This window comes from Stenotrophomonas sp. YJH_SMC_81, assembly GCF_059370875.1.
In genome coordinates, this window is sequence record NZ_JCAFUB010000002.1 from 512,279 (window position 1) to 537,455 (window position 25,177).

At 66.7% G+C, this 25,177-nt stretch carries 17 protein-coding genes and 1 riboswitch; of the genes, 6 read left to right on the plus strand and 11 right to left on the minus strand.

What is annotated here, in order from left to right; translation table 11 throughout:
• Nucleotides 1–3: 3 nt before the first annotated feature.
• Nucleotides 4–3,165 (plus strand): efflux RND transporter permease subunit, encoded by a 3,162-nt coding sequence (locus tag AC5P8U_RS05890; protein ID WP_061479563.1) that lies wholly within the window; start codon nucleotides 4–6, stop codon nucleotides 3,163–3,165.
• Between the two features lie 199 nt (nucleotides 3,166–3,364).
• On the opposite strand, the gene AC5P8U_RS05895 is transcribed toward AC5P8U_RS05890, so the two are convergent.
• Entirely contained in the window at nucleotides 3,365–4,270 is a 906-nt protein-coding gene (locus tag AC5P8U_RS05895) for a LysR family transcriptional regulator (protein ID WP_180890587.1), read from the minus strand.
• A gap of 117 nt (nucleotides 4,271–4,387) precedes the next feature.
• Here AC5P8U_RS05895 and AC5P8U_RS05900 point away from each other — a divergent pair, with 117 nt between their 5' ends.
• The gene (locus tag AC5P8U_RS05900; protein ID WP_072167591.1) at nucleotides 4,388–5,161 is read left to right on the plus strand and encodes an SDR family oxidoreductase; all 774 of its coding nucleotides are present in this window, start codon (nucleotides 4,388–4,390) and stop codon (nucleotides 5,159–5,161) included.
• A 103-nt stretch (nucleotides 5,162–5,264) separates the two neighbouring features.
• Here AC5P8U_RS05900 and leuB read toward each other — a convergent pair whose 3' ends face one another.
• The 9 genes from leuB to ilvC all read right to left on the minus strand — a co-directional run bounded on the left by leuB (nucleotide 5,265) and on the right by ilvC (nucleotide 14,916).
• Nucleotides 5,265–6,326 (minus strand): 3-isopropylmalate dehydrogenase, encoded by a 1,062-nt coding sequence (leuB, locus tag AC5P8U_RS05905; RefSeq protein WP_088496830.1) that lies wholly within the window; start codon nucleotides 6,324–6,326, stop codon nucleotides 5,265–5,267.
• Nucleotides 6,316–6,894, minus strand: coding sequence for a 3-isopropylmalate dehydratase small subunit (leuD, locus tag AC5P8U_RS05910; RefSeq protein WP_021202144.1), 579 nt, complete (start codon nucleotides 6,892–6,894; stop codon nucleotides 6,316–6,318). Before leuD ends, leuB begins: the two co-directional genes overlap by 11 nt.
• Nucleotides 6,894–8,312 (minus strand): 3-isopropylmalate dehydratase large subunit, encoded by a 1,419-nt coding sequence (leuC, locus tag AC5P8U_RS05915; RefSeq protein WP_072167589.1) that lies wholly within the window; start codon nucleotides 8,310–8,312, stop codon nucleotides 6,894–6,896. Before leuC ends, leuD begins: the two co-directional genes overlap by 1 nt.
• Nucleotides 8,313–8,372: 60 nt before the next feature.
• On the minus strand, nucleotides 8,373–9,146 hold the full coding sequence (locus AC5P8U_RS05920) for a class I SAM-dependent methyltransferase (RefSeq protein WP_495213956.1): 774 nt from the start codon (nucleotides 9,144–9,146) through the stop codon (nucleotides 8,373–8,375).
• 10 nt (nucleotides 9,147–9,156) lie between these two features.
• Entirely contained in the window at nucleotides 9,157–10,746 is a 1,590-nt protein-coding gene (locus AC5P8U_RS05925) for a 2-isopropylmalate synthase (RefSeq protein WP_111201709.1), read from the minus strand.
• Nucleotides 10,743–11,834 (minus strand): threonine dehydratase, encoded by a 1,092-nt coding sequence (locus tag AC5P8U_RS05930; RefSeq protein WP_495213957.1) that lies wholly within the window; start codon nucleotides 11,832–11,834, stop codon nucleotides 10,743–10,745. The genes AC5P8U_RS05925 and AC5P8U_RS05930 overlap by 4 nt, the downstream gene beginning before the upstream one ends.
• Before the next feature lie 96 nt (nucleotides 11,835–11,930).
• Nucleotides 11,931–12,182 (minus strand): ACT domain-containing protein, encoded by a 252-nt coding sequence (locus AC5P8U_RS05935; protein WP_005419108.1) that lies wholly within the window; start codon nucleotides 12,180–12,182, stop codon nucleotides 11,931–11,933.
• Nucleotides 12,166–13,902, minus strand: a complete 1,737-nt coding sequence (gene ilvG, locus AC5P8U_RS05940) for an acetolactate synthase 2 catalytic subunit (RefSeq protein ID WP_069139240.1) — start codon at nucleotides 13,900–13,902, stop codon at nucleotides 12,166–12,168. The genes AC5P8U_RS05935 and ilvG overlap by 17 nt, the downstream gene beginning before the upstream one ends.
• A gap of 39 nt (nucleotides 13,903–13,941) precedes the next feature.
• Nucleotides 13,942–14,916 (minus strand): ketol-acid reductoisomerase, encoded by a 975-nt coding sequence (ilvC, locus tag AC5P8U_RS05945; RefSeq protein ID WP_061479554.1) that lies wholly within the window; start codon nucleotides 14,914–14,916, stop codon nucleotides 13,942–13,944.
• A gap of 659 nt (nucleotides 14,917–15,575) precedes the next feature.
• Here ilvC and ggt point away from each other — a divergent pair.
• Nucleotides 15,576–17,294 carry a gamma-glutamyltransferase gene (gene ggt / locus AC5P8U_RS05950; protein ID WP_494534514.1) on the plus strand — a complete coding sequence of 573 codons (1,719 nt, stop codon included), beginning with the start codon at nucleotides 15,576–15,578 and terminating at the stop codon, nucleotides 17,292–17,294.
• 558 nt (nucleotides 17,295–17,852) lie between these two features.
• Here the strand turns inward: ggt and AC5P8U_RS05955 are convergent.
• Nucleotides 17,853–19,430 carry a BCCT family transporter gene (locus AC5P8U_RS05955; protein ID WP_069139241.1) on the minus strand — a complete coding sequence of 526 codons (1,578 nt, stop codon included), beginning with the start codon at nucleotides 19,428–19,430 and terminating at the stop codon, nucleotides 17,853–17,855.
• A 223-nt stretch (nucleotides 19,431–19,653) separates the two neighbouring features.
• Nucleotides 19,654–19,755, plus strand: a riboswitch (TPP riboswitch).
• An 82-nt stretch (nucleotides 19,756–19,837) separates the two neighbouring features.
• On the opposite strand from AC5P8U_RS05955, the gene thiC reads away from it, so the two are divergent.
• From thiC to AC5P8U_RS05970, 3 genes are all read left to right on the plus strand, one after another.
• Nucleotides 19,838–21,682, plus strand: coding sequence for a phosphomethylpyrimidine synthase ThiC (thiC, locus tag AC5P8U_RS05960; RefSeq protein WP_072168417.1), 1,845 nt, complete (start codon nucleotides 19,838–19,840; stop codon nucleotides 21,680–21,682).
• Between the two features lie 136 nt (nucleotides 21,683–21,818).
• Nucleotides 21,819–22,490: an ion channel gene (locus AC5P8U_RS05965; RefSeq protein WP_188240630.1), complete on the plus strand. Its 672-nt coding sequence runs from the start codon at nucleotides 21,819–21,821 to the stop codon at nucleotides 22,488–22,490.
• 259 nt (nucleotides 22,491–22,749) lie between these two features.
• Complete coding sequence (locus tag AC5P8U_RS05970; RefSeq protein WP_111008261.1) at nucleotides 22,750–25,068, plus strand: winged helix-turn-helix domain-containing protein; 2,319 nt, start codon at nucleotides 22,750–22,752, stop codon at nucleotides 25,066–25,068.
• The last annotated feature ends 109 nt before the right edge of the window (nucleotides 25,069–25,177 follow it).

Consider the following 25,177-nt stretch of genomic DNA (forward strand, 5'->3'; position numbering starts at 1 on the left):
CCGGTGCGCCGCTTCAATCTTTCCGAGTGGGCGTTGTCCAACCGCCCGCTGGTGCTGTTTGCGATGCTGGCCTTCGCGCTGATCGGCGCATGGTCGTACAAGCATCTGGGCCAGTCCGAGGACCCGCCGTTCACCTTCAAGGCGATGGTGGTGCGCACATTGTGGCCCGGGGCCACTGCCGAGCAGGTCTCGCGGCAGGTGACCGAGCCGCTCGAGAAGGCGCTGATGAATACCGGCGAGTACGAGTTCATCCGCTCGTACTCGCGTCCGGGCGAATCGCAGATCATCTTCATGGCGCGCGACAGCCTGCGCTCCAGGCAGATCCCGGACCTGTGGTACCAGGTGCGCAAGCGCGTGGGCGACATCCGCCCGACGCTGCCACGCGAGATCGTCGGTCCGTTCTTCAACGATGAGTTCGGCGACACCTACGGCAACATCTATGCGTTGACCGGCAAGGGCTTCGACTATGCGGTGATGCGCGACTACGCCGACCGCATCCAGCTGGAACTGCAGCGGGTGCCCGACGTCGGCAAGATCGACCTGGTCGGCCTGCAGGACGAGAAGGTGTGGATCGAACTGTCCAACACCCGGCTGGCCACGCTGGGCGTGTCGATGCAGCAGGTGCAGCAGGCGCTGGCCGACCAGAATGCAGTGACCGGCACCAGCTTCTTCGAGACCGCCACCGATCGCGTGCAGCTGCGGGTGACCGGCCAGTTCAACGACATCGAAGCGATCCGTCAGTTCCCGATCCGCGCCGGTGACCGCACCGTGCACCTGGGCGACATCGCCGAGGTCAAGCGCGGCTTCGCCGATCCGGCGTCGCCGAAGATGCGCTTCATGGGCGAAGAGGCGATCGGCCTGGCGGTGGCGATGAAGGATGGCGGTGACATCCTCAAGCTCGGCGCCAACCTCGATGCCGAGTTCGAACGCCTGCAGAAGACCCTGCCGGCCGGCATGCAGCTGCGCAAGGTGTCCGACCAGCCGCAATCGGTGGAAGAGTCGGTCGGCGAGTTCGTGCAGGTGCTGACCGAGGCGGTGGTGATCGTGCTGCTGGTCAGCTTCTTCTCGCTGGGCCTGCGCACCGGCCTGGTGGTGGGCGTGACCATCCCGCTGGTGCTGGCGATGACCTTCTTCGTCATGCACTACTTCGACATCGGCCTGCACAAGATCTCGCTGGGTGCATTGGTGCTGGCGCTGGGCCTGCTGGTGGATGATGCGATCATCGCGGTGGAGATGATGGCCACCAAGATGGAGCAGGGCTACGACCGCCTGCGCGCCGCCAGTTTCGCCTGGGAGTCGACCGCTTTCCCGATGCTGACCGGCACCCTGATCACCGCGGCCGGCTTCCTGCCCATTGCCACTGCGGCATCGAGTACCGGTGAATACACCCGCTCGCTGTTCCAGGTGGTGACCATCGCGCTGGTGGTGTCGTGGATCGCAGCGGTGCTGTTCATCCCTTACCTGGGCGACAAGATGCTGCCGGACCTGTTCAATCCGCAGCCGCCGAAGCCGGGCAGCCTGTCCGCGCGCTGGCACGCCAAGCGCCAGCAGTGGGCCGACCGCTATCCGGCGCTGGCCAACCTGATCGCGCCGCCGCAGCACGGGCACGACCACGATCCGTACCAGCGCCCGTTCTATCGTAGTTTCCGTCGCTTCCTCGATACCTGCCTGCGGCATCGCTGGTGGGTGATCGCGGCGACCATCGGCCTGTTCGTGTTCTCGCTGATGATGTTCCGCTTCGTGCCGCAGCAGTTCTTCCCGGACTCGACCCGGCCGGAACTGATGGTGGACATCGAGCTGGCCGAGGGCGCCTCGCTGCGCTCGACCCAGGCCCAGGCCGAGAAGCTGGAGAAGCTGCTGTCCAGCCGCGAGGGCATTGCCAACTACGTGTCCTATGTGGGCACCGGTTCGCCGCGCTTCTACCTGCCGCTGGACCAGCAGCTGCCGGCGACCAACTTCGCCCAGTTCGTGGTGCTGGCCAAGGACATCAGGTCACGCGAAAGCACCCGCGACTGGCTGCTGCACGAGGTGATCCCGAAGTTCCCGGACGTGCAGATGCGCGTGACCCGCCTGGAGAACGGCCCGCCGGTCGGCTATCCGGTGCAGATGCGCATCTCCGGCGAGCACATCGAGAAGGTGCAGGCGATCGCGCGCCAGGTCGAGGCCAAGGTGCGGGAGAACCCGCACGTGATGAACGTCAACCTGGACTGGAGCGAGCCGAGCAAGGTGGTGCGCCTGGTGGTCGACCAGGAGCGCGCCCGCGCGCTGGGCGTGAGCAGCGCCCAGGTCAGCCAGTTCCTGTCCAGTTCGTTGGCCGGGCAATCGGTCAGCGTGTATCGCGAGGGCAATCGCCAGATCGAGATGCTGCTGCGCGGGCCGGCCGATGAGCGCAACCAGCTGGAGCTGCTGTCCAGCCTGTCGATGCCCACCGCCAACGGTGGCAGCATCACGCTGTCGCAGGTGGCGACGATGGAGTACGGCTTCGAGGACGGCATCATCTGGCACCGTAACCGGTTGCCGACGGTGACTGTGCGCGCCGACATCAGTGATGGCATGCAGGCGCTGGACGTGGTGCATCAGATCCTGCCCACACTGGACGGCATCCGTGCCGAGCTGCCCAGTGGTTACCTGCTGGAAACCGGCGGTACCGTGGAGGATTCGGCGCGTGGCCAGAACTCGATCAAGGCGGGCATGCCGCTGTTCCTGGTGGTGGTGGCCACGCTGCTGATGCTGCAGCTGCGCAGCTTCTCGCGCGCAGCGATGGTGCTGGTGACCGCGCCGCTGGGCATCATCGGCGCGACCCTGTTCCTGCTGCTGTTCCGGGCGCCGTTCGGCTTCGTCGCGCTGCTGGGCACGATCGCACTGGCCGGCATGATCATGCGCAACTCGGTGATCCTGATCGACCAGATCCAGCAGGACATCGATGCCGGGCATGACCGTTGGCATTCGATCATCGACGCCACGGTGCGCCGCTTCCGCCCGATCGTGCTGACCGCACTGGCAGCCGTGCTGGCGATGATTCCGCTGTCGCGCAGCGCGTTCTACGGATCGATGGCGATCTCGATCATGGGCGGCCTGATCGTCGGTACGGTGCTGACCCTGGTGTTCCTGCCGGCCTTGTACGCGGCGTGGTTCCGGGTGAAGCCCGATGAATCCGGGGCGTGATGCCCCGGGTTCTGCGGCCGCGGCCCCTGGTAGGTGCCAACCCTGGCTGGCACATCTTCCAGTAGAGCCACCCCATGGGTGGCTGCGGATTTCCAGGCTCCGTCATCCACGCATGGCGTGGATCTACCGCGATTCGCCATCGCTCGGTAGGTGCCAACCTTGGTTGGCACGGATGCATGCATCCACGCATGGCGTGGATCTACCGCAGCTGCAGACCGATCCGTAGCACCGGCAGCAACCATTCGATGAACACCTGCACGCGCAGCGCACGGTGCTGCCGATGCGGCTGCAGCAGGGTGACCGGCAATGGCTGTGCGACGTGCTGTGGCATCACTTCCACCAGCGCGCCGGATTGCAGCTCGGCCTGTACGTCGTAGCGCGGAATCTGCAAAAGACCCAACCCCGCCACACAGCACGCAATCGATGCCTCGGCGCTGTTCACACGCACCCAGCCAGGCATCGGCAGCGTGCGCAGTTGGCCGCCGTCCTGCCACTCCCACGGTTCCACCCGTGCCGTGGTCGGCGACGCGTAGTTCACCGCGCGGTGCTGCGGCAGGTCGGCAGGATGCTGCGGCACGCCGTGTTCGCGCAGGTAGGCCGGCGCCGCAACGTTGACAAAATCCAGTTGGCCCAGCGTGCGCGCCACCAGGCTGGAATCGCCCAGTTGGCCGACCCGCAGCACCGCATCGCAACCGTCTTCGATCAGGTTCACCGCGCGGTCGGTCATGCCCAGGTCGACTTCCACCTGCGGATACTGCGCGAAGAACCCGGGCAGCGCCGGTGCGATGATGCGGCGGCCGATGCGGCTGGGTACGTCGATCTTCAGCAGGCCCGACGGCTGGGCGTCGACCTGGAGGAACAGCGATTCGGCGTCTTCGACCTCGGCGATCAGGCGCAGGCAGCGCGCATGGAACACGTCGCCGTCGTGGGTGGTGGACACCCGGCGGGTCGAGCGCTGCAGCAGGCGGGTGCCGAGCCGCTGCTCCAGCTCCGCAATGGCTGCCGAGACCGTGGAACGGGGCAGGCCCAACTGGTCGGCGGCGCGCGTGAAGCTGGCGCACTCCACGACCCGGGTGAAGATGCGGAAGCGATCGATCCGGTCCATTGTTCGCTGGCTCTGGAAAGTTAAGTCAAAGTGGCGGGCTTTATCCGCATTTTCTGCACGATATCGTCGTCAGGGCAGGGTTGCCACCCCGGGCAGCCCCCTCCCGAGACCGAAGCCATGACCGAGCATTCCCTCAAGGGCAAGACCGTGCTGATCGCCGGTGGCGCCAAGAACCTGGGTGGCCTGATCGCCCGCGACTTCGCCGCACAGGGCGCCAAAGCCATCGTCATCCACTACAACAGTGCCGCTACCCAGCCCGACGCAGAAGCGACGGTAGCCGCGGTGCAGGCCGCCGGCAGCAAGGCGGTGGCCCTGCAGGGCGACCTGACCTCGGCGGCAGCGATGGAGCGCTTGTTCGCCGATGCCGTGGCCGCAGTCGGCCGTCCCGACATCGCCATCAATACGGTCGGCAAGGTATTGAAGAAACCGCTGCTGGACATCAGCGAAGTGGAGTACGACGAGATGAGCGCGGTCAATGCCAAGGCCGCGTTCTTCTTCCTGAAGGAGGCAGGTCGCCACGTCAATGACGGTGGCCGCATCTGCACCCTGGTCACCTCGCTGCTGGGTGCGTTCACGCCGTTCTATTCCAGCTACGCCGGCACCAAGGCGCCGGTCGAGCACTTCACCCGCGCGGCGTCGAAGGAGTTCGGCGAGCGCGGCATTTCGGTGACCGCGATCGGTCCCGGTCCGATGGACACGCCGTTCTTCTATCCGGCCGAGAGCGCCGATGCGCAGGCGTATCACAAGACTGCGGCGGCGTTGTCGGCGTTCACCCGCACCGGGCTGACCGACATCGCCGATATCGTGCCGTGGATCCGCTTCCTGGTGACGGATGGCTGGTGGATGACCGGGCAGACGATCCTGGTCAATGGTGGGTACACCACCAAGTAACGCAGCCACGCATGGCGTGGGTCTACCAGTAGAGCCACCCCATGGGGGGGCTGCGCACGATATCCGACGGGAAGCGCGCCACGCATGGCGTGGCGCTACCGGATCAGCCCAGCTTCGCCAGCACCGCGTCGGTCGCTGCCGCGGTGCTCACCGCCTTGCCCTTCGCAGCCAGATCAGCAGTGAACACGCCGTCATCCAGCACCGCATGCACGGCGGCTTCCACGGCTGCCGCTTCGGCCTCCAGCCCCAGCGAATGGCGCAGCAGCATCGCGGCGCTGAAGATTGTCGCGTACGGATTGGCAATGCCCTTGCCGGCGATGTCCGGGGCCGAACCGTGGATGGGCTCGTAAATGCCCACCGCACCCGGCTCGCCCAGCGAGGCCGACGGCAGCAGGCCCAGCGAACCGGCCAGCATCGAGGCCTCATCGGTGAGGATGTCGCCGAACATGTTCTCGGTGACGATCACGTCGTACTCGCGTGGCTTGGCCAGCAGGTGCATGGCCATCGAGTCGACCAACTGGTGCTCCAGCGCCACGTCCGGGAACTCCTCGCGGCCGATGCGTGCGGCCACGTCGCGCCACAGGCGCGAGGTTTCCAGCACATTGGCCTTGTCCACCGAAGTGACCTTGCCGCGACGCTGCTGGGCCAGGCGGAAGGCGCTGCGCAGCACGCGCTCGATTTCGGCCACGGTGTAGCGGCACAGGTCGCTGGCGCTGTCGGCGTCGCGGGTCTTGTCGCCGAAGTAGATGCCGCCGGTCAGTTCACGCACCACCACGAAGTCCACGCCCTGCAGCAGCTCGGCCTTGATCGGCGAGGCGTGCAGCGCGGCCTCGTGGGTACGCACCGGGCGCAGGTTCGCATACAGGCCCAGCGCCTTGCGGATCGCCAGCAGGCCCTGTTCCGGGCGCACCTTGGCGTTCGGGTCGGACCACTTCGGGCCGCCGACCGCGCCCAGCAGCACCGCATTGGCGGCCTGGCAGGCGGCGAGGGTCGACGCCGGCAGCGGTTCACCGTGGCGGTCGATGGCAATGCCACCGATGTCGTGCTCGCTGAAGGTGAAGGTGTGGTTGAAGCGTCCGGCGACCGCCTTCAGGACGGCAACTGCCGCGGCGGCCACTTCCGGGCCGATGCCATCACCGGGCAGGACAACAATTTCAGCGTGCATGCTCACTCTCGTAACGTTCGATTTCAGGGACACGGCCCAGCAGATACCCCAACTGGTCGACGCCTTCCAGCAGGCAGGTCTGCGAGAAGCCATCCAGCGGGAAGGAATAGACGCGGCCATCGGGGGTGCGCAGTTCGCGCGCAGCCACGTCGATGGTCAGCGCATCGTCCGGGCGCTGCATCAGCGCCTGCACGTCGGCCTCGTCCAGCACGATCGGCAGCAGGCCGTTCTTCAGCGCGTTGCCGCGGAAGATGTCCGCGATCTCGCTGCTGACGATGGCACGCAGGCCCAGGTCGGTCAGTGCCCAGGGAGCGTGTTCGCGCGACGAGCCGCAACCGAAATTGCGGCCCGCCAGCAGGATGCTGCGGCCGGCGTTGTGCGGTTGGTTGAAGGCGAAGTCGGCCACCGGCGAACCATCAGCTTGCCAGCGCCAGTCGTTGAACGCGTTGCGACCCAGCCCGGCACGCTCGGTGGTGGACAGGAACCGCGCCGGGATGATCTGGTCGGTGTCGATGTTGGTCTGGCGCAGCACCACGCTGGCCGAGGTCAGGGTACGGAAACCGGCCATCACGCCACCTCCTGTGCGAACAGTTCGCGGGTATCTGCGACGTGCCCGTTCACCGCCGCCCATGCGGCGCTCATCGGCGAGGCCAGCAGCGTGCGCGAACCGGGGCCCTGGCGGCCTTCGAAATTGCGGTTGCTGGTGCTCACGGCCAGCTGGCCGGGGGCGACCAGATCGCCGTTCATCGCGATGCACATCGAGCAGCCCGGCTCGCGCCATTCGGCACCGGCCGCGCGCACGATCTCGTGGATGCCCTCGGCCTCGGCCTCGCGCTTGACGATCTCCGAGCCCGGTACCACCAGCATGCGCACGCGCTCGGCGACACGACGGCCGCGCAGCACCTGTGCGACTTCGCGCATGTCGCTCAGGCGGCCGTTGGTGCACGAACCAACGAACACTACGTCCACCGGTGTGCCCGCCAGCGCCTTGCCGGCCTGGAAGTGCATGTAGTCCAGGCCCTTCTGTGCGGCGGCATCGTTGGCGGCGGGAATCGGCGCATCCACGGCGATCGCGGTACCCGGATGCGTTCCCCAGGTCAGGGTCGGGCGGATGTCGGCGGCGTCGATGTGCACTTCGCTGTCGAAGCGCGCGCCATCATCGCTGCGCAGCTGTTGCCAGCGCGCCACGGCAGCGTCGAAGTCGGCGCCCTTGGGGCCGCGCGGCGTAGCGGCGACGAAGTCGAAGGTGACCTGGTCGGGCGCGACCATGCCGGCGCGTGCACCTGCTTCGATCGACATGTTGCACAGGGTCATGCGCTGTTCCATGTCCATCGCTTCGATGGTGCTGCCACGGAACTCGATCACGTGGCCGGTGCCGCCGTTGACGCCGATCACGCCGATGATGTGCAGGACCACATCCTTGGCGCCGACGCCGGGTGCCAGCGCACCGTCAACGGTGATCGCGAAGGTCTTGGCCTTGCGCTGCAGCAGGCACTGCGTGGCCAGCACGTGGCCGACCTCGCTGGTGCCGATGCCGAAGGCCAGCGAGCCGAATGCACCGTGGGTGGAGGTGTGACTGTCACCGCAGACGATGGTCATGCCCGGCTGGGTGAAGCCCTGTTCCGGCGCAATGACGTGGACGATGCCGCGGTTGTCCGAGGCCATGTCGAACAGTTCGATACCGTGCTCGGCGCAATTTCGCGCCAGGGTGGCGACCTGTGCCTCGGAAGCGGCGCTGGCGTAGGGCAGCGTGCCGTCGGCCGCAGCCGGCAAGGTCGGCGTGGAGTGGTCCATCGTCGCCTTGGTGCGGTCCGGGCGGCGCGGCGCCAGGCCGCGCTCGCGCAGTTCGGTGAATGCCTGTGGCGAGGTCACCTCGTGGATCAGGTGCAGGTCGATGTACAGCACGGCGGGCGCGCTCTCGGATTCGGGAACCACCACGTGGGCGTCCCACAGTTTGTCGTACAGGGTGCGGGGTGCGGAAGTCATGCGTATGCCTGGCAGAAGTACGAGATAGCGAACATCAGTAAAGAAAGCGGAACGGTCAAGTCAGCGACGGCGGGCGAGCACACGCAGGCGCACGTAGTCGGCCAGCGGCTGGCCGGCGGCATTGCGTGGCAGGTCGGCCAGCAACGCGGTGGCCGCCTCGCGCACGGTGGCGCGGGCCTCGGCGGGCAGGTCATCCAGCAGCGGCGCGGCGAATACCCGCAGCCAGCCGGCTACGCCGGTCGGCAGTGGGGTCGGGCGCGGCGTGCATTCGGTCAGTTGCACCTGGAAGCCATGCTGGCGCAGGCGGTCGGCATAGGCATCGGCGCTCGGGAAGTACCACTGGAAGGTGCTGGCGCCATGGCCGTGGGCCACGCGTGCGGCCTGTACCGCCGCGACGATCGTGGTCACGTTGCCATGGCCGCCGAACTCGGCGACGAAGCGGCCACCGGGGCGCAGCGCGCGACGCACGCCTTCCAGCACGCGGTCCGGGTTGCCCATCCAATGCAATGCGGCATTGCTGAAGACCGCATCGAACTCGCTGTCGAACGACAACGCGTGGCCGTCCATCACCTGCGCGTCGACGCCACGTGCACGGGCGGCGATCACCAGTTCCGGCGACGCGTCCACGCCGTGGATGCGCGCGCCGCTCAGGGCCAGTTCGGTGCTGAGCACGCCGTCGCCACAGCCCAGGTCGAGGATGCGCTCACCGGCGCGCGGATCGAGCAGGCGCGCGACCGCGCCACCGAGCAACGGTACGAAGCCGGCATCGATCGCATAGTCCTGGGCGTTCCACTGCTGGCCAGCGGCTGCGGTAGGAGTGTCGAAGGCGCTCATCTCGGGTTCCTCAGGCGGTTGCGGGGGTGGGAACGTCGGTGCTGCTGTGGGTGGCGGCGTGGCGCTGGCGCAGCAGGCGATTAGCCACGTCCAGCCAGGCCAGCGCGGAGGCTTCGATGATGTCCTTGCTGGTGCCGGTGCCGTCGTACTCCACGCCGTCGTGGCGCACGCTCAGGTTGGCTTCACCGCGTGCATCGGCGCCGATACCGACACTGTGCACGTGGTAGCTGTCCAGCATCAGCTGTACGCCGGTGGCGGCCGACAGCGCGCCGAACAGCGCATCGACCGGGCCGTCGCCCTGCGCGGTCTCGGCCACGCGGTTGCCGTCGGGGTCGGACAGTTCCACCAGCGCGTTGGCGCGGCTGCCGACATCGCTGATGGTCATCGACGCCAGGCGGTAGCCCTGTGCGTTGGAGCCGCCGCCCTGCATCAGCGCCTGCAGGTCGGCATCGGTCACCACGCGCTGCTGTTCGCACAGGCCCTTGAACTGCTCGAACACCAGCTTCAGTTCGTCTTCGTCCAGCCAGAAGCCCAGCGCGCGCAGCCTCGCTTCGACGGCGGCGCGGCCACTGTGGCGGCCCAGCACCATCTGCGAATCCTCCCAGCCCACGTCTTCCGGGCGCATGATTTCGTAGGTGCCGCGATGACGCAGCATGCCGTGCTGGTGGATGCCCGATTCGTGGGCGAAGGCGTTGGCGCCGACGATGGCCTTGTTGCGCTGCACCGGCATGCCGACCAGGCGCTGCAGCAGCTGCGAGGTGCCGACGATGCGCGGAGTGTTGATCGAACTGTCCTGCTCGTAGAAGGCCTGGCGTACCTTCAGCACCATCGCGATCTCTTCCAGCGAACAGTTGCCGGCACGCTCGCCGATGCCGTTGATGGTGCACTCGACCTGGCGCGCGCCGCCTTCGATGGCGGCCAGCGAGTTGGCCACGGCCAGGCCCAGGTCGTTGTGGCAATGCGCGCTGAAGATCACGTTGGCGGCATTCGGCACATCGGCGACGCCGGCGATGACCTGCTGGAACATCGCGCGGATCTCTTCCGGCGTGGTGAAGCCGACGGTGTCGGGCAGGTTGATGGTGGTGGCGCCGGCGGCAATGGCCACGCGCGAGACCTCGATCAGGTAGTCCAGCTCGGTGCGGGTGGCATCCTCGGCCGAGAATTCGACATCGTCGATGTACGAGCGTGCCAGCGATACATGCTTGCGTACCGATTCCAGCACCTGCTCGCGGGTCATCCGCAGCTTGTGTTCGCGGTGCAGCGGGCTGGTGGACAGGAACACGTGCAGGCGCGGGTTGGCCGCAGCTTCCAGGGCACGCGCCGAGGTTTCGATATCGGCCTGCAGGCAGCGCGACAGCACGGCCAGGCTCAGGCTCGGGCGGCGCAGCTCACGGCCGATCAGGGCCATCGCCTCGCGGTCGGACTGCGAGCTGGCCGGGAAGCCGGTCTCGATGATGTCCACGCCCAGTTCGTCCAGCGCACGCGCCATCACCAGCTTCTGCGGCGGGCTCATGCTGCAGCCGGGGGACTGCTCGCCGTCACGCAGGGTGGTGTCGAAGATGCGGATGCGCGGGGTGGTAATTCGTTCGATGGTGGTCACAGGGAAATCTCCTCGACAGCGGGTGCGGCGGCTTGCAGGGGGGAAGGGGAAGAGGTGGGGGACGCGAGGGCGCTGGCCTTGCCGGGCGAGCGTGGGGTTTCACTACGCCGTCGCCGTGGTTTGCGCGGCGGGCGCGGCCGGATGTCGGTAAGCAGGCCGGCCAGGACACCCGCATCGATATTCCCGCCGGACACCACCGCGCACTTGCGGCGGCCAGCGACACGGCGGCCTGCTGCCAGCGCCAGCGCACCGGCGCCCTCGGCGATGATGTGTTCTTCCAGTGCCAGCCGGACCAGGGTTTCACGCAGTTCGGCTTCGCGCACGATCACCACGTCGTCCAGCAGCGAGGTGCACAGGCGTCGGGTCAGGAATCCGGGGATCTTCACCCGCACGCCGTCGGCCAGCGAGGCGACGGGGGCGATCTCGCGCACGTCGCCGCGGATGGCGCGCGCCATTGAGTCGACGCCTTCCACCTGGGCGCCGATCACGCGCACGCCCTGTGATTTCAGCGCCAGTGCAACGCCGGAGGCCAGTCCGCCACCACCAATCGGCACGATCACCACGTCCGGTGCGTGCGCGGCCAGCTCGATGCCGACCGTACCCTGGCCGGCAATCACATCGGCGTCGTCGAACGCGGACAGGAAGCGGTAGCCATGGCGCTGTGCCAGTTCGACGGCGAAGGCGTAGGCCTCGTCATAGCTGGTGCCATGCTGGCGCACGGTGGCGCCCCAGTGAGCGACGCCGGCGATCTTGGTCGCCGGTGCGCCATGCGGCATCACGGTGATGGCCGGGACGTCCAGGCGGTAGGCCGCCCACGCCAAGCCCTGGGCATGGTTGCCGGCCGAGGCGCAGATCACCGGCCGGGTATCGCCGCGCTCGCGGCCGGCCAGCAGCGCGTTCAACGCGCCGCGCACCTTGTAGGACCCGGTGCGCTGCAGGTTCTCCAGCTTCAGCCAGGTGCCGAAGCGCTCGGCATGGTGCAGCGGGGTAGGCGGCAGGAAGCGGCGCAGCCGGGCCTGCGCCGCCAGTACGTCGGCGACGCTTACGTCGCCGACATCGCTTTCCTGGCTGGCATCAGCGGCCGGCATGGGCCACCAGCGGGGTGCAGGCGACCGCCGCATGCGGGCACGGGCGGCGAAGAAGACGCCTCCGTACCGGCACCGTGGTCACTACGGTACGGGTGTTCATACGGATGCTCCTTCCACGGCGGTGACCTGCACGGACACGCAGTCGTAGATCTTCTCGATCTGCCGGCACAGCGTTTCCGCCGGGCGCTGGCCATCCACCACCAGCTGCAGGTGCCAGCGGCCATCGTCGGCGGCCACCGGCGCACCGCTGATCGCACGCGGCGCGAAGCCACGGCGCTCGGCCATGCCGATCACGCGCAACAGCGCGCCTTCGGCCGGGTGCAGCACCAGGTCAAGCCGGTAGTGCATTGGGGATCTCCTGGCGGGCATGGGCGGGGTTGCTTTCCAGCATCGTGCTGTTGGCGGTGTTCGGTGGCACCAGCGGCCATACGTTGGCGCGTGCATCGATGGCCACGTGCAGCAGTGCCGGGCCGGGTTCGGCCAGCAGCGCGGCCAGGCCACCCTCGACGTCATCCCGCGCGTCGATGCGGGTGGCGGAAATGCCGAACACCTGCGCCAGCGCCACGAAGTCCGGGTTGTCGGACAGGTCGATCTCGCTGTAGCGCTCGGCGAAGAACAGCTCCTGCCACTGCCGCACCATGCCCAGCGAACTGTTGTCCAGCAGCACGATCTTCACCGGCAGGCGGCAGCGGGCAATGGTGGCCAGCTCCTGCACGTTCATCATGAAGCTGCCGTCGCCGGACACCAGCACCACGGTGCGATCGGGGCAGGCGAACTGCGCACCCATCGCGGCCGGCAGGCCAAAGCCCATGGTGCCCAGCGCGCCACTGGTCAGGTGGTTGCGCGGGTGGTTGAAGCGGCAGTGCTGGGCCACCCACATCTGGTGCTGGCCAACGTCGCAGGCGATCACCGCATCGGCCGGGGCCAGCTCGCTCAGGCGCTTCAGCAGGGCCGGCGCGTAGATGTGCTGGCCCGGTGCGTCGTAGCGCGCAGCGAAGCGATCGCGATGCTGCGCACAGCGCTTGCGCCACGCCTCCTGGTGGGCCTTGGGGGAGGGGAAGGCCGCACGCAGGGCGCGGATGGCATGGCCGACATTGCCGGGCACGGCGACATCGGCACTGCGCAGCTTGGAGATCTCGTACGCATCGGCATCGATGTGGACGACACGGGCGAACGGTGCGAACTCCGCCAGCTTGCCGGTGGCACGGTCGTCGAAGCGTGCGCCCAGCACCAGCAGCAGGTCGCTTTCCTGCACCGCCATGTTGGCCGCGCGGGTGCCGTGCATGCCCAGCATGCCCAGCGACTGCGGATGGCTGGCCGGCAGTGCACCCAGGCCGCGCAGGGTCATCACGGTGGGGATGGCACTGGCCTCGACGAAGTCGCGCAGGTCCTGTACGGCGTCGCCCAGGGCGATGCCACCGCCGGCGTAGACCACCGGCTTCTCGGCTGCGGCCAGCGCGGCAATGGCTTCGGCAATGGCAGCCTCGGCCGGCGCCGGCGGTGGTTCGACGCTGCTGGGCGCATGCGCCGGCAGATGGCTGGCGTCGGCCAGCTGCACGTCCTTGGGCAGGTCGATCAGCACCGGGCCGGGGCGACCTTCGCGGGCGATCCGGAACGCATCGGCCACCACGCGCGGCAGGTCATCGACGCTGCGAACCAGCCAGCTGTGCTTGACGATCGGCATCGTCAGGCCGAACACATCCAGTTCCTGGAAGGCGTCGGTACCCAGCAGCGGCGTGCCGACCTGGCCGGTGATGCAGACCATCGGTACCGAATCCAGCATCGCATCGGCGATGCCGGTGACCAGGTTCGACGCGCCCGGGCCGGAGGTGGCCACGCAGACGCCCACCTGGTTGCTGGCGCGGGCGAAACCGTTGGCGGCCAGCGCCGCGCCCTGCTCATGGCGTACCAGGATGTGCTTCAGCGACGAATCCACCAGCGCGTCGTAGAACGGCATGATGGTGCCACCGGGATAGCCGAACAGCGTGCGGACGCCTTCGGCCTCCAGCGCCTGGGTCAGCCAGCGCGCGCCGTTGGGCGGCGCGCTGCGGTGTGTGGAAGAGTTCATGGGGGAACCTTGCAAAGCGGGTGGGGGAGGGCCGCGCGGTTACGCGGCCTGTCCTTGCAACCAGACCATCTTGGCGCGCAGTTCCTTGCCCACCTTTTCGATCGGGTGCTCCAGGTCGGCCTGCTTGAACCTGTTGTAGTTCGGCAGGCCCGCTTCGTACTCGGCCACCCAGTTCTTGGTGAAGGTGCCGTCCTGGATGTCCTTCAGCACTTCCTTCATGCGCGCCTTGGTGCTCGCGTCGATCACGCGCGGGCCGCTGACGTAGTCGCCGTACTGCGCGGTCTCGGAGATGAATTCCAGCATGCGCGAGATGCCGCCTTCATAGAACAGGTCGACGATCAGCTTCAGCTCGTGCAGTACTTCGTAGTAGGCGATCTCCGGCTGGTAGCCGGCTTCCACCAGGGTCTCGAAACCGGCCTGCACCAGCGCCGACGCACCACCACACAGCACCGCCTGCTCGCCGAACAGATCGGTCTCGGTCTCTTCCTTGAAGGTGGTCTGGATCAGGTTGGCGCGGGCACCGCCGAGGCCGGCCGCATAGGCCTGGGCATGCTGCGCGGCCTTGCCGCTGACGTCCTGGTAGACCGCCCAGATGCACGGCACGCCACGGCCGATCTCGTACTCACGGCGCACCAGCGCACCCGGGCCCTTCGGCGCGACCAGCACGACGTCCAGATCGGCGCGCGGCTCGATCATGCCGTAGTGCACGTTCAGGCCGTGGGCGAACAGCAGGCACGCCCCCTGCTTCATGTTCGGCGCCAGCACATCGTTGTAGAGCTTCTTCTGCACCATGTCCGGGGTCAGCACGGCGACCAGGTCGGCGTCCTTCACCGCATCGGCGGGTGCCACCACGGTGAATCCATCGGCCTGGGCCTTGGCTTCGGTCGGGCCGCCCGGACGCAGGCCTACCACCACGTCGAAGCCGGATTCGCGCAGGTTCAGTGCGTGGGCGCGGCCCTGGCTGCCGTAGCCGATGACGGCGATCTTGGTCTGGGGCAGGTCGTTGGTGCTCATGGGGGAGGTTCCTTGCGGTGGGAAGAAAAAAGAACGGCCGGTCGTCGAGGTGACGTACCGGCCGGTCAGGGGAAAGCGGTGGAGGAGGCGCTGCGCATCGCACAGGCACAGCCACCACGAGGCGTGGTGGTGGTCTGGGGCCGGGCTTTGCACTGAGCGTTGGTCATGGTGGTTGCGTCTGAAACCAGGTCCTGAAATGAAAAAACCCGCACCGGGGCGGGTGCGGGTTTTGATGAGTTCCGGTGTGTTTGTTGCTTACACGCTGGCTCGTCCCGCACCTGGTGGCTGGGTAATAAGTACGAGCACAAGAATCGAACGCAGCGAGGCGGCGCCGGTGTCGGCGGCTTCAATGTGGGTTCGCAGTGGCGTGTTGTGATGCAACATGTGATCGAGAGAAACACAGCCGTTTTGGCGGTGTCAACCCTCGCGACGGTTTTTTTATCGGTTTCCAGTGAATCCAGCGCAATCGCTTGCGGCACAAGGATGGTTGCTGCTGAAAGTGTTTCGGTGAACCCGAATTCACTCCTTTCTGGGCGGTTTTTGCGCGGAATCCGTTGGGTTCTTCCACCCCAGGATCAACGTCCATGACGTCTGTCCGATACCGCGTGAAGGCCGCAGCGGCGAAGATCGGGGAACCACCCGTCCATCGGAACCCGACCGTGTCCCGACGCCTTGCCCGTTCCCTGATCGCCGCCGCCGTGCTGGCTGCCGTGCCCGCGCTGTCCTTTGCCGCCGACCGCATTACCGGCCACACCTTCGCCACCCGTTCGGAGGTGATCGCCCCCCATGCGATGGCCGCCACCTCGCAGCCGCTGGCCACCCAGATCGCGCTGGACGTGATGAAGGGCGGTGGCTCGGCGGTGGATGCCGCCATCGCGGCCAACGCAGCGCTGGGCCTGATGGAGCCCACCGGCAACGGCATCGGCGGCGACCTGTTCGCCATCGTCTGGGACCCGAAGACGCAGAAGCTCTATGGCTACAACGGCTCGGGGCGCTCGCCGAAATCGCTCACCCTGGCCGAGTTCCAGCGCCGCGGCCTGAAGGACATCCCGGCCACCGGCCCGCTGCCGGTGTCGGTGCCCGGAGCGGTCGACGGCTGGTTCGCCCTGCACGACCGTTTCGGTCGCAAGCCGATGGCCGACAACCTGGCGCCGGCCATCCGTTACGCCCGCGAAGGGCACCCGGTGGCCGAGGTGATCGCCTACTACTGGGACCGTTCGGTGCCCAAGCTGTCGCAGTACCCGGGCTTCAAGGAGCAGTTCACGATCAACGGCCACGCCCCGCGCAAGGGCGAGATGTGGAAGAACCCGAACCTGGCCAGCACCCTGCAGAAGATCGCCGACGGCGGGCGCGACGCCTTCTACAAGGGCGAGATCGCCCGCACCATCGGTGACTACTTCAAGGCCAACGGTGGCTACCTGAGCTACCAGGACATGGCCGAGCACCACGGTGAATGGGTCGAGCCGGTCAGCAGCAACTACCGTGGCTACGACGTCTGGGAGCTGCCACCCAACAGCCAGGGCATCGCTGCGCTTCAGATCCTCAACGTGCTGGAAGGCTACGATTTCTCGAAGATCCCGTTCGGCTCACCCGAGCACGTGCACCTGTTCGTCGAAGCGAAGAAGCTGGCCTTCGCCGACCGTGCGCGCTTCTACGCCGACATGGCATTCCAGCCGGCGCCGGTGCAGAAGCTGATCTCCAAGGAGTACGCCGCGCAGCGCCGGGCGCTGATCTCGATGGACAAGGCCTTGAAGGAAGTGCAGCCAGGCACACCGAAGCAGCTGGAGGAAGGCGACACGATCTACATGACCGTGGCCGACGCCGACGGCATGATGGTCTCGTTGATCCAGTCCAATTACCGCGGCATGGGCAGCGGCATGGCGCCGCCGGGGTTGGGCTTCATCCTGCAGGACCGCGGCGAGATGTTCGTGCTGCAGAAGAACCATCCCAACGGATACGCACCGGGCAAGCGCCCCTTCCAGACGATCATTCCGGGGTTCATCACCAAGGGTGGCAAGCCGTATGCCAGCTTCGGCGTGATGGGCGGTGCGATGCAACCGCAGGGCCATGCGCAGATCGTGATGAACCTGGTGGACTTCGGCATGAACCTGCAGGAAGCCGGTGACGCACCGCGCATCCAGCATGAAGGCTCGACCGAGCCGACCGGCCAGGCCACGGCGATGACCGACGGTGGTGAAGTGAATCTGGAAACCGGCTTCCCATATGAAACAGTGCGTGCGCTGATGCGCAAGGGGCATCGCATCGTGTTCGCAGATGGGCCGTATGGCGGTTACCAGGCGATCATGCGCGATCCCGAGACCGGGGTTTACTACGGGGCTTCGGAGAGCCGAAAGGATGGGCAGGCGGCGGGGTACTGAGGTTTACCGGCCACCGGGCTGAGCCCCCTCGCGGCTGAGCGCTGGAGCAGGTTCATGCGCTGGGGCGTGCGGGTGGGAGTGTCGGGGGACGCCGTAAATACGTCCTTGTAGGCTTAGCCGCGCCATCCATGGCGCGGATACCCCCGCCACTCCCACCCGCACGCCCCCCGAAAATTTCCGTGCGCGTCAGCCACGGAAGAGAAGGAAGAAGATCAAGAGCAAAGGCAACAGCAACAGCCGCGCGCTATGTGTTGGGGTCGGATCCGTTTTCCGAAGGAAAACGGATCCGACCCCTTCTTGTTTTCCGATACACCTGATCCACGCATGGCGTGGATCTACTGCCGTCACTGGGAGATCGTCGGAGGCGGGGAGGGGGCAGATGGCGGGACCGTCCACGGCATGGATGCCGTGGCCGAGCCTACAGGGACGTACTTGCGGCGTGTCCCGCCATCTGCCCCCTCCCCGTCAAGCAAGCAGAAGCCCAGAGCCGCCTTGGCTTCTGCACTTGCACTTGCACTTGCTTGAAAAAGCGGTGCAGCCGCAGGCTGCAAAACACCCTCAATCCTGATCGTGCGCGCGTGCGGCCTCGGCCTGCGTCTCCTCCTGCGCCGCCATCTCGCGTGCGATCCACGCATCGATCATGTGCCGCTGGCGCTGCGCCTGCCGTCGCTCACGCGTGTACTCCTGGTCGAGCACGCGGTACAGCGACACCATCACCAGCACCATCAGCAGCGCGAATGGCAACGCCGCAATCGTGATCATGCCCTGCAGTGCATCCAGGCCACCGGCCAGCAGCAACGCCGCTGCGATCAACGCCACCGCGATGCCCCAGGCCAGCTTGCGCTTCAACGGAGGATCGCCTGCTTCGTCAGTGGACATGCTGGCCAGAACCAGTACCGCCGAGTCGGCCGAAGTTACGAAGAAGATCATCAGCAGTACCAGTGCGATGCACGACAGCAGCAACGGCAGCGGCATGCTGTCGAACAGCGTGAACAGCACCGTCTCGTAGCCATTGCCCAGCGCCTGCACCAGGTCGGCATGGCCGAAGATCTGTGCCCACAGCGCGGTGCCGCCGAACACCGCGAACCAGAAGAAGCCCAGCAGCGTCGGCGCGAGCACTACGCCAATCACGAACTCGCGCACGCTGCGGCCGCGCGAGATGCGTGCGATGAATGAGCCCACGAACGGTGCCCACGAGATCCACCAGGCCCAGTAGAAGATTGTCCAGTCCGCCACCCAGGTGCTGCCCGAGAACGGTGACATGCGCAGGCTCATTGTCACCAGCTGGTTGAGGTAGGAGCCCAGCGTGGTGGTGAATGTATCGAAGATGAAGCCGGTCGGCCCCAGCACGAGCAGGATGGCTGCCAGCAGGGCAGCCAACGCCAGGTTGAAATTGGACAGCCACTTCACACCCCGCTCCACGCCACTGGCGGTGGACGCCATATACAGCACGAACGCGACGGCAATGATGGTCATCTGCACTGGGACGGTAGCCTGCACGCCGAACACGCGCTCGATGCCGGCGGCGATCTGGATGGTGCCGAAGCCCAGCGTCGTCGCGACACCGATCGCGGTGGCGACCACTGCAGCGATGTTGACCACCCGACCGATCCAGCCGCGATGGTGGCGGCCGATGATCGGCTGCAGCATGTCGCTGACCAGGCCACGGCCGTTGCGGTTGAACTGGAACCAGGCCATTGCCAGCCCGATCAGCGCGTAGATGGCCCACGGGTGCAGGCCCCAGTGGAAGAATGCATAGCGCATCGAGGCGCGTGCCGCGTCCAGGCTTTGCGGAGCAAGCCCTTCCGGTGGCTTGCTGAAGTGCGAAATGGGCTCGGCTGCGCCCCAGAACACCAGGCCGATGCCCATGCCGGCGGCGAACAGCATCGACATCCAGCTGGCCCGCGAGAACTCCGGCTCGGCGTCTTCGCCGCCGATGCGCAGGTTGCCGAAGCGACCGAAGGCCAGGTACATCAGGAATACCAGGGCCAGGAACACGACCAGCAGGTACAGCCAGCCGATGCCGCGGATGAGCTCGCCGAGGATGCTCTGCACCACGGTATTGAAGGGGCCGGGTGCAATACCGGCAAGCAGCACCAGCATCAGAACCAGTGCGATGGAAACACGAAACACCATGAAGGAGCTTCTCCGATCAAGGGATTGAGGGGAGCGAGCAGAGCTTGCAGCGAAGGGCCGGCGGTATACAGCGGAACCGGGCAGGGGCCGCAGGGGCGGCAAGGGAAGCACCGGTCGCAGCGACACGATGCGCGTGCACGTTACTGAACGGGACGTCATGATTCCGTTAACGAACGGCGATTGGGGGCAACTCCGGAGGCGGGCGGTCTATGCTCTAATGCACGCCAAGAAGCGGGGGTACCGCGGCCATGTGGCCACGGTTGAGACAGTCCCTTGGAACCTGATCCGGCTCATACCGGCGTAGGGAAGCTTTGCAATGCAGCCATTCCCGGACTCCGCCCAAGGACCGTCCGGGCGCGGTCGCAGTGCGCCGCCGCTTCGTCCCTGACCTTCCTGGACGATGCCCGATGAACGCACAGCTCTCCGCCCTGCAGCAACAGGCCCAGCAACTCTCCGAATCCGTGACCCGGCCCATTCCCGGCTCACGCAAGATCCACGTGCCCGGTTCGCGCCCGGATCTGCAGGTGCCGATGCGGGAGATCGCGTTGACCCGCACCCCGACGCTGTTCGGCGGCGAAGAGAATGCACCGGTCACGGTCTACGACACGTCCGGCCCCTACACCGATCCGGGCGTGCGTATCGATCTGTCCGCCGGCCTGCCGGCACTGCGTCGCGGCTGGGTGGAGGAACGTGGCGATACCGAGCAGCTCGAAGGCCTGAGTTCGTCGTTCGGGCGTGATCGCGAGCATGACCCGAAGCTTGATGCCGTGCGCTTCCCCGCGCGCAGCCTGCCGCGTCGTGCACGGGCAGGCGCGAACGTCACCCAGATGCACTACGCGCGCCGCGGCATCATCACCCCGGAAATGGAGTTCGTTGCCATCCGCGAGAACCAGCGGCTGGAAGCGATCCGCGATGCGGGCCTGCTGCAGCAGCATCCGGGCGAGGCGTTCGGCGCCTCGATCCAGAAGATCATCACCCCGGAGTTCGTGCGGGATGAAATCGCGCGCGGCCGCGCGGTGCTGCCCAACAACATCAACCATCCGGAAAGCGAGCCGATGATCATCGGCCGCAACTTCCTTACCAAGATCAACGCCAACATCGGCAACAGCGCCGTATCTTCCGGCATCGCCGAGGAAGTGGAAAAGCTGGTGTGGGCGATCCGTTGGGGCGGCGACACGGTGATGGATCTGTCCACCGGCAAGCACATCCATGAGACCCGTGAATGGATCATCCGCAACTCGCCGGTGGCCATTGGTACCGTGCCGATCTACCAGGCGCTGGAAAAGGTTGATGGCCGCGCCGAGGCACTGACCTGGGAAATCTTCCGCGACACCCTGATCGAGCAGGCCGAGCAGGGCGTGGACTACTTCACCATCCACGCCGGCGTACTGCTGCGCTACGTGCCGCTCACCGCCAAGCGGGTGACCGGCATCGTCAGCCGCGGGGGCTCGATCATGGCCAAGTGGTGCCTGGCGCATCACAAGGAGAATTTCCTCTACACGCATTTCGAAGAGATCTGCGAAATCATGAAGGCCTACGACGTGACCTTCTCGCTGGGCGATGGCCTGCGCCCGGGTTGCATCGCCGATGCCAACGACGCCGCGCAGTTCGGTGAGCTGGAAACGCTGGGCGAGCTGACGAAGATCGCCTGGAAGCACGACGTGCAGACCATGATCGAGGGCCCCGGCCACGTGCCGATGCAGCTGATCAAGGAGAACATGGACAAGCAGCTGCGTGAGTGCGGCGAGGCGCCGTTCTATACGCTGGGGCCGTTGACCACCGATATCGCACCGGGCTACGACCACATCACCAGCGCGATCGGCGCGGCGATGATCGGCTGGTTCGGCACGGCCATGCTCTGCTACGTGACGCCGAAGGAGCATCTCGGCCTGCCCAATCGCCAGGACGTGCGCGACGGCATCATGGCCTATCGCATTGCCGCGCATGCAGCCGACCTGGCCAAGGGCCATCCGGGCGCGCAGGTTCGCGACAACGCATTGAGCAAGGCGCGCTTCGAGTTCCGCTGGGAGGACCAGTTCCACCTTGGCCTGGACCCGGAGAAGGCCAAGGAGTTCCATGACGAGACGCTGCCGAAGGATGCGCACAAGCTGGCCCACTTCTGCTCGATGTGCGGCCCGCACTTCTGTTCGATGAAGATCACCCAGGACGTGCGTGACTACGCCGAGGCCGGCATGAAGGAGAAGTCGGAGGAGTTCCGCGCGGCTGGCGCAGAGGTCTACCACCAGGGATGACGAGTAGCCGGGTGCCGGCCGCTGCCCAGCAGCCGGTTGTGCAGGGGCCGGGAAGCGTGCTGGCCAGCGGCCGGCACCACCGCTCATCACGCCTCTCCCGGCTATGCTCCGCGCATCACCCTGGGGAAAGGACACCATGCCTGTTGCCATGACCACCCGTTGGCTGGCCATCGCCCGCCGTCATCCTTCTGCCTGGCTGCTGGGTGCCCAGTTGATCGCGGTGCTGCTGTACCCCGCGCTGGACGACACCGCTGCCGGCCGCGCGGCGCTGGGCATGTTCGGCATGGCGGTACTGGGCCTGGCGCTGTGGGTGGTGCAGCGCAGCCCGCTGGGCACCTGGCTGGCACTGGTGCTGGCCCTCCCGTCGGTGGTGTTCTCGCTGGCCGGTGCATTGCTCGACCGCAGCGCATTGCTGACCACCGCGCAGTTGCTGGAGAGCCTGCTGTACTTCTACACGGCCGGCGCGCTGATCGCCTACATGCTCCAGGACCACAAGGTCACCCGCGACGAACTGTTCGCCGCAGGCGCGACATTCACCTTGCTTGCATGGGCATTTGCGTTCGCATTCGCGGTATGCCAGCAGTGGTACCCGGGCAGCTTCCAGGGCACCGGCGGAGGCGCGCAGCGCAGTTGGATGGAGCTGCTTTATCTCAGCTTCAGCTTGCTGTCTGGCGTCGGCTTGAGTGACGTCGTGCCGTTGCATCCACAGGCACGCGCACTGGTCATGCTGGAGCAGTTTTCCGGCGTGATGTACGTGGCTTTGGTGGTTTCGCGGCTGGTCGGATTGACCATGTTGCGGCGCATGTGAAAATGAACGCCAGATAAAAATTTCGCGCCCGAAAGGGCGCGAATGATGTCGCAAATTATGTGAATGCGTCGGCGAGAGAGAGCCTGATGTCGACCACGCGATAGGCGAGGTAACTTGCATAGGCTAGTATTCGCGCGCTCGATTGTTTTTGCGGTATGCGCCGATGCTTTGTGCGGAGTCTGGCTTTTCGCTGTTCCCAGGACGGGGCGGTATCGAAGGCAAACACTGCCCGGGACCTGTCTCTACTGTGTAGCAGAAAATGAACAGCAGCGAAATCCAGCCCCCGGTATCCGATCGGATACGGATAGGAGAGTGCACCGTCACTCTGTCCTCGCGCGAAGTCGAGGTCGTCGGTGCGCGTCGCCCGCGCCGGCTGACGCCGAAGGCGCTGGGCGTGCTGCGCGTGCTGCTGCGGCAGCCGGGCCGCGTTGTCACCCGCGACGAGTTGTTCGCCGAGGTATGGCCGGACACGCTGCCGACCAACGATGTGCTGACCCAGGCCGTCACCCAGCTGCGCAAGGCGTTCAGCAACGACGACGACAACGGCCAGGCCTACATCGAAACCATCGCCAAGACAGGCTATCGGCTTCTGGTCCCGGTGCAGGTGCTGGACGATGCCGAGCCCGTGGCCGCAGGCGTCCGCGACGACGAAGGCATGACCGCGCAGCCGGTGACCACTGCTGCGTTGCCTGCGCATCCACAGGCAGCGCGCCGCCGCTGGCGCCATATCCGTCGGCGCGTGCTGCTGGCGCTGGGCGTGTTGATGCTGGCCACGCTGCTGGTGTTGACCACGCTGCTGCTGCGCCGTGCACCGGCCGGCAGTTCGCCGGTGGAGGCTGCCGTGGAGAACGGTACGCGGGTGATCGGCAGCCCGCAGCGGCCGTATCGGTTGATCACCGCGACCAGCGGCTTTGAAACCTATCCCACGCTGTCACCGGACGGTTCGCTGGTGGCCTATGAGGGCGCCAACGAGGATGGCAACGGCGGTGGCGCGATCAAGCTGCAGACCTCCGGCAACGCGCCGGCGCGCCAGTTGCTGGCGCCACCAGCCGGTGCCGTCGATCGCTTCCCGAACTGGTCGCCGGATGGCCGCGAAATCGCCTTCGCGCGGTTCTCCGCCGACGGCGGGTGCCAGGTACTGATCGCCAGCGCCACCGGTGGCGCGCTGCGCCAGGCCACACGCTGCGATGGCACGGAGCTGCTCAGCTTCGACTGGACGCCGGATGGGCGTGGCCTGGTGTTCGGCAGCATGGTCGGTCGCTACGCGCACCGTGGCATCCGCGTGCTGGACCTGGCCAGTGGCCAGTGGCGCGCGCTGGCCTACAGCGTCGATCAGGATGACTTCGACTACGCACCGCGTTATTCGCCTGATGGGCAATGGCTGGTGTTCGTGCGCAACCCGCAGCTGGGTGATCTGTGGCGGGTGCCAGCCGCGGGCGGTACGCCCGAGCAGTTGACCGATGAAGCGGCAGAGCTGCGCGGCTGGGCCTGGCTGGACGATGGCCGAACCATCGTGTTCGGCCGCCGTGTCGATAGCGAGGCGCGGCTCTATTACCTGGACGTCGAGCGGCACACGTTGCGCGATGCCGGCCTGGATGATGCGCAGTGGCCAGCGGTGTCGCGACGCGGTGGCATGCTGGCGTTCGTCCACCGGCGCGCGCAGTTCGGCGTGTTCAAGGTGCCGATGCAGGGCAGCGGCACGCCCGAGCGCCTGTTCGCCTCCAGTGGCCGCGATGGGCAGCCGATGGCAGCGCCTGATGGCCGCCAGCTGGTCTTCACCTCCGATCGTTCCGGCAGCTTCGCCCTGTGGTGGGCGGACATGCAGCGACCGGATTCGCTGCGTCCCATCGAAGGGCTGCGGCCGGAGGCGCGGCAGGCGCCGGACTGGTCGGCCGACAGCCGGCAGTTGCTCGTGGTTGGCCGCGATGCGCATGGGCGCACGGTGCTCTATGAAATCGCGCCACGCGATGAACGCCTGCAACCCTTGCCGGTTCCGGCCGAACAGCCGTTGCAGGCACTGTATGGCGCCTCGCCGCAGCAGCTGTTTGTGGTCGAGCGCGATGCCGACCAGCGCACGCGGTTGAGCCTGTTCGATCGCAGCGTCCAGCCCTGGCGCCGCTTGGCCAGCATCGATGGGGTGTCGCAGGCGCGCTTTGACCGGAGCAGTGGCCGCGTGTTGTTCACCCGCTTGGCCGCCGGAGGCCTGTGGTCGGCGGATGCCGCGTTGTCCCCGGCCAGTGTGCAGCAGATCAGCGATGACCGGCCCAGCCGCTGGCGATACCGGGCCTGGACCGTGACCGGCAACAACGGCATCGGCTACCTCGGTACCTCGACCACGTGTGGCACCACCTTCGTGCGCATCCAGCCCGGCCGCGAGGAGGCGGAACGCTGCCTGGACGCAGAACGGCTCAGCGCCGGCAACGGGCTCAGTGCCAGCGCCGACGGAAAGGACCTGTTCGTGGCGATGGCGGTCAGCGATGGCGCTGACATCGGCGTGATGCGGTTGCCCGAACGCCCGCCTGCACTGTTCCCCGCATTCTCCAAGTTGTTGTTGTTCAAGGGAAATGGGCCTTCGTAATTTCTTCGTCGGGATCTCGTCGCGAATTCGTGGCGATCTCGTCGGACCTTCCTGACGCGGTGCCGCCTGATTTGGCAAAACGGAGTCCTGTACTAGGCAAATCCGTGGT

Coding starts and splice junctions, on each gene's coding strand:
- AC5P8U_RS05895 (WP_180890587.1), bottom strand. CDS start 4,270: ATGGACCGGATCGATCGCTTCCGCATCTTCACCCGGGTCGTGGAGTGC.
- AC5P8U_RS05900 (WP_072167591.1), top strand. CDS start 4,388: ATGACCGAGCATTCCCTCAAGGGCAAGACCGTGCTGATCGCCGGTGGC.
- leuB (WP_088496830.1), bottom strand. CDS start 6,326: ATGCACGCTGAAATTGTTGTCCTGCCCGGTGATGGCATCGGCCCGGAA.
- leuD (WP_021202144.1), bottom strand. CDS start 6,894: ATGGCCGGTTTCCGTACCCTGACCTCGGCCAGCGTGGTGCTGCGCCAG.
- leuC (WP_072167589.1), bottom strand. CDS start 8,312: ATGACTTCCGCACCCCGCACCCTGTACGACAAACTGTGGGACGCCCAC.
- AC5P8U_RS05920 (WP_495213956.1), bottom strand. CDS start 9,146: ATGAGCGCCTTCGACACTCCTACCGCAGCCGCTGGCCAGCAGTGGAAC.
- AC5P8U_RS05930 (WP_495213957.1), bottom strand. CDS start 11,834: ATGCCGGCCGCTGATGCCAGCCAGGAAAGCGATGTCGGCGACGTAAGC.
- AC5P8U_RS05935 (WP_005419108.1), bottom strand. CDS start 12,182: ATGCACTACCGGCTTGACCTGGTGCTGCACCCGGCCGAAGGCGCGCTG.
- ilvG (WP_069139240.1), bottom strand. CDS start 13,902: ATGAACTCTTCCACACACCGCAGCGCGCCGCCCAACGGCGCGCGCTGG.
- ilvC (WP_061479554.1), bottom strand. CDS start 14,916: ATGAGCACCAACGACCTGCCCCAGACCAAGATCGCCGTCATCGGCTAC.
- AC5P8U_RS05955 (WP_069139241.1), bottom strand. CDS start 19,430: ATGGTGTTTCGTGTTTCCATCGCACTGGTTCTGATGCTGGTGCTGCTT.
- thiC (WP_072168417.1), top strand. CDS start 19,838: ATGAACGCACAGCTCTCCGCCCTGCAGCAACAGGCCCAGCAACTCTCC.
- AC5P8U_RS05965 (WP_188240630.1), top strand. CDS start 21,819: ATGCCTGTTGCCATGACCACCCGTTGGCTGGCCATCGCCCGCCGTCAT.
- AC5P8U_RS05970 (WP_111008261.1), top strand. CDS start 22,750: ATGAACAGCAGCGAAATCCAGCCCCCGGTATCCGATCGGATACGGATA.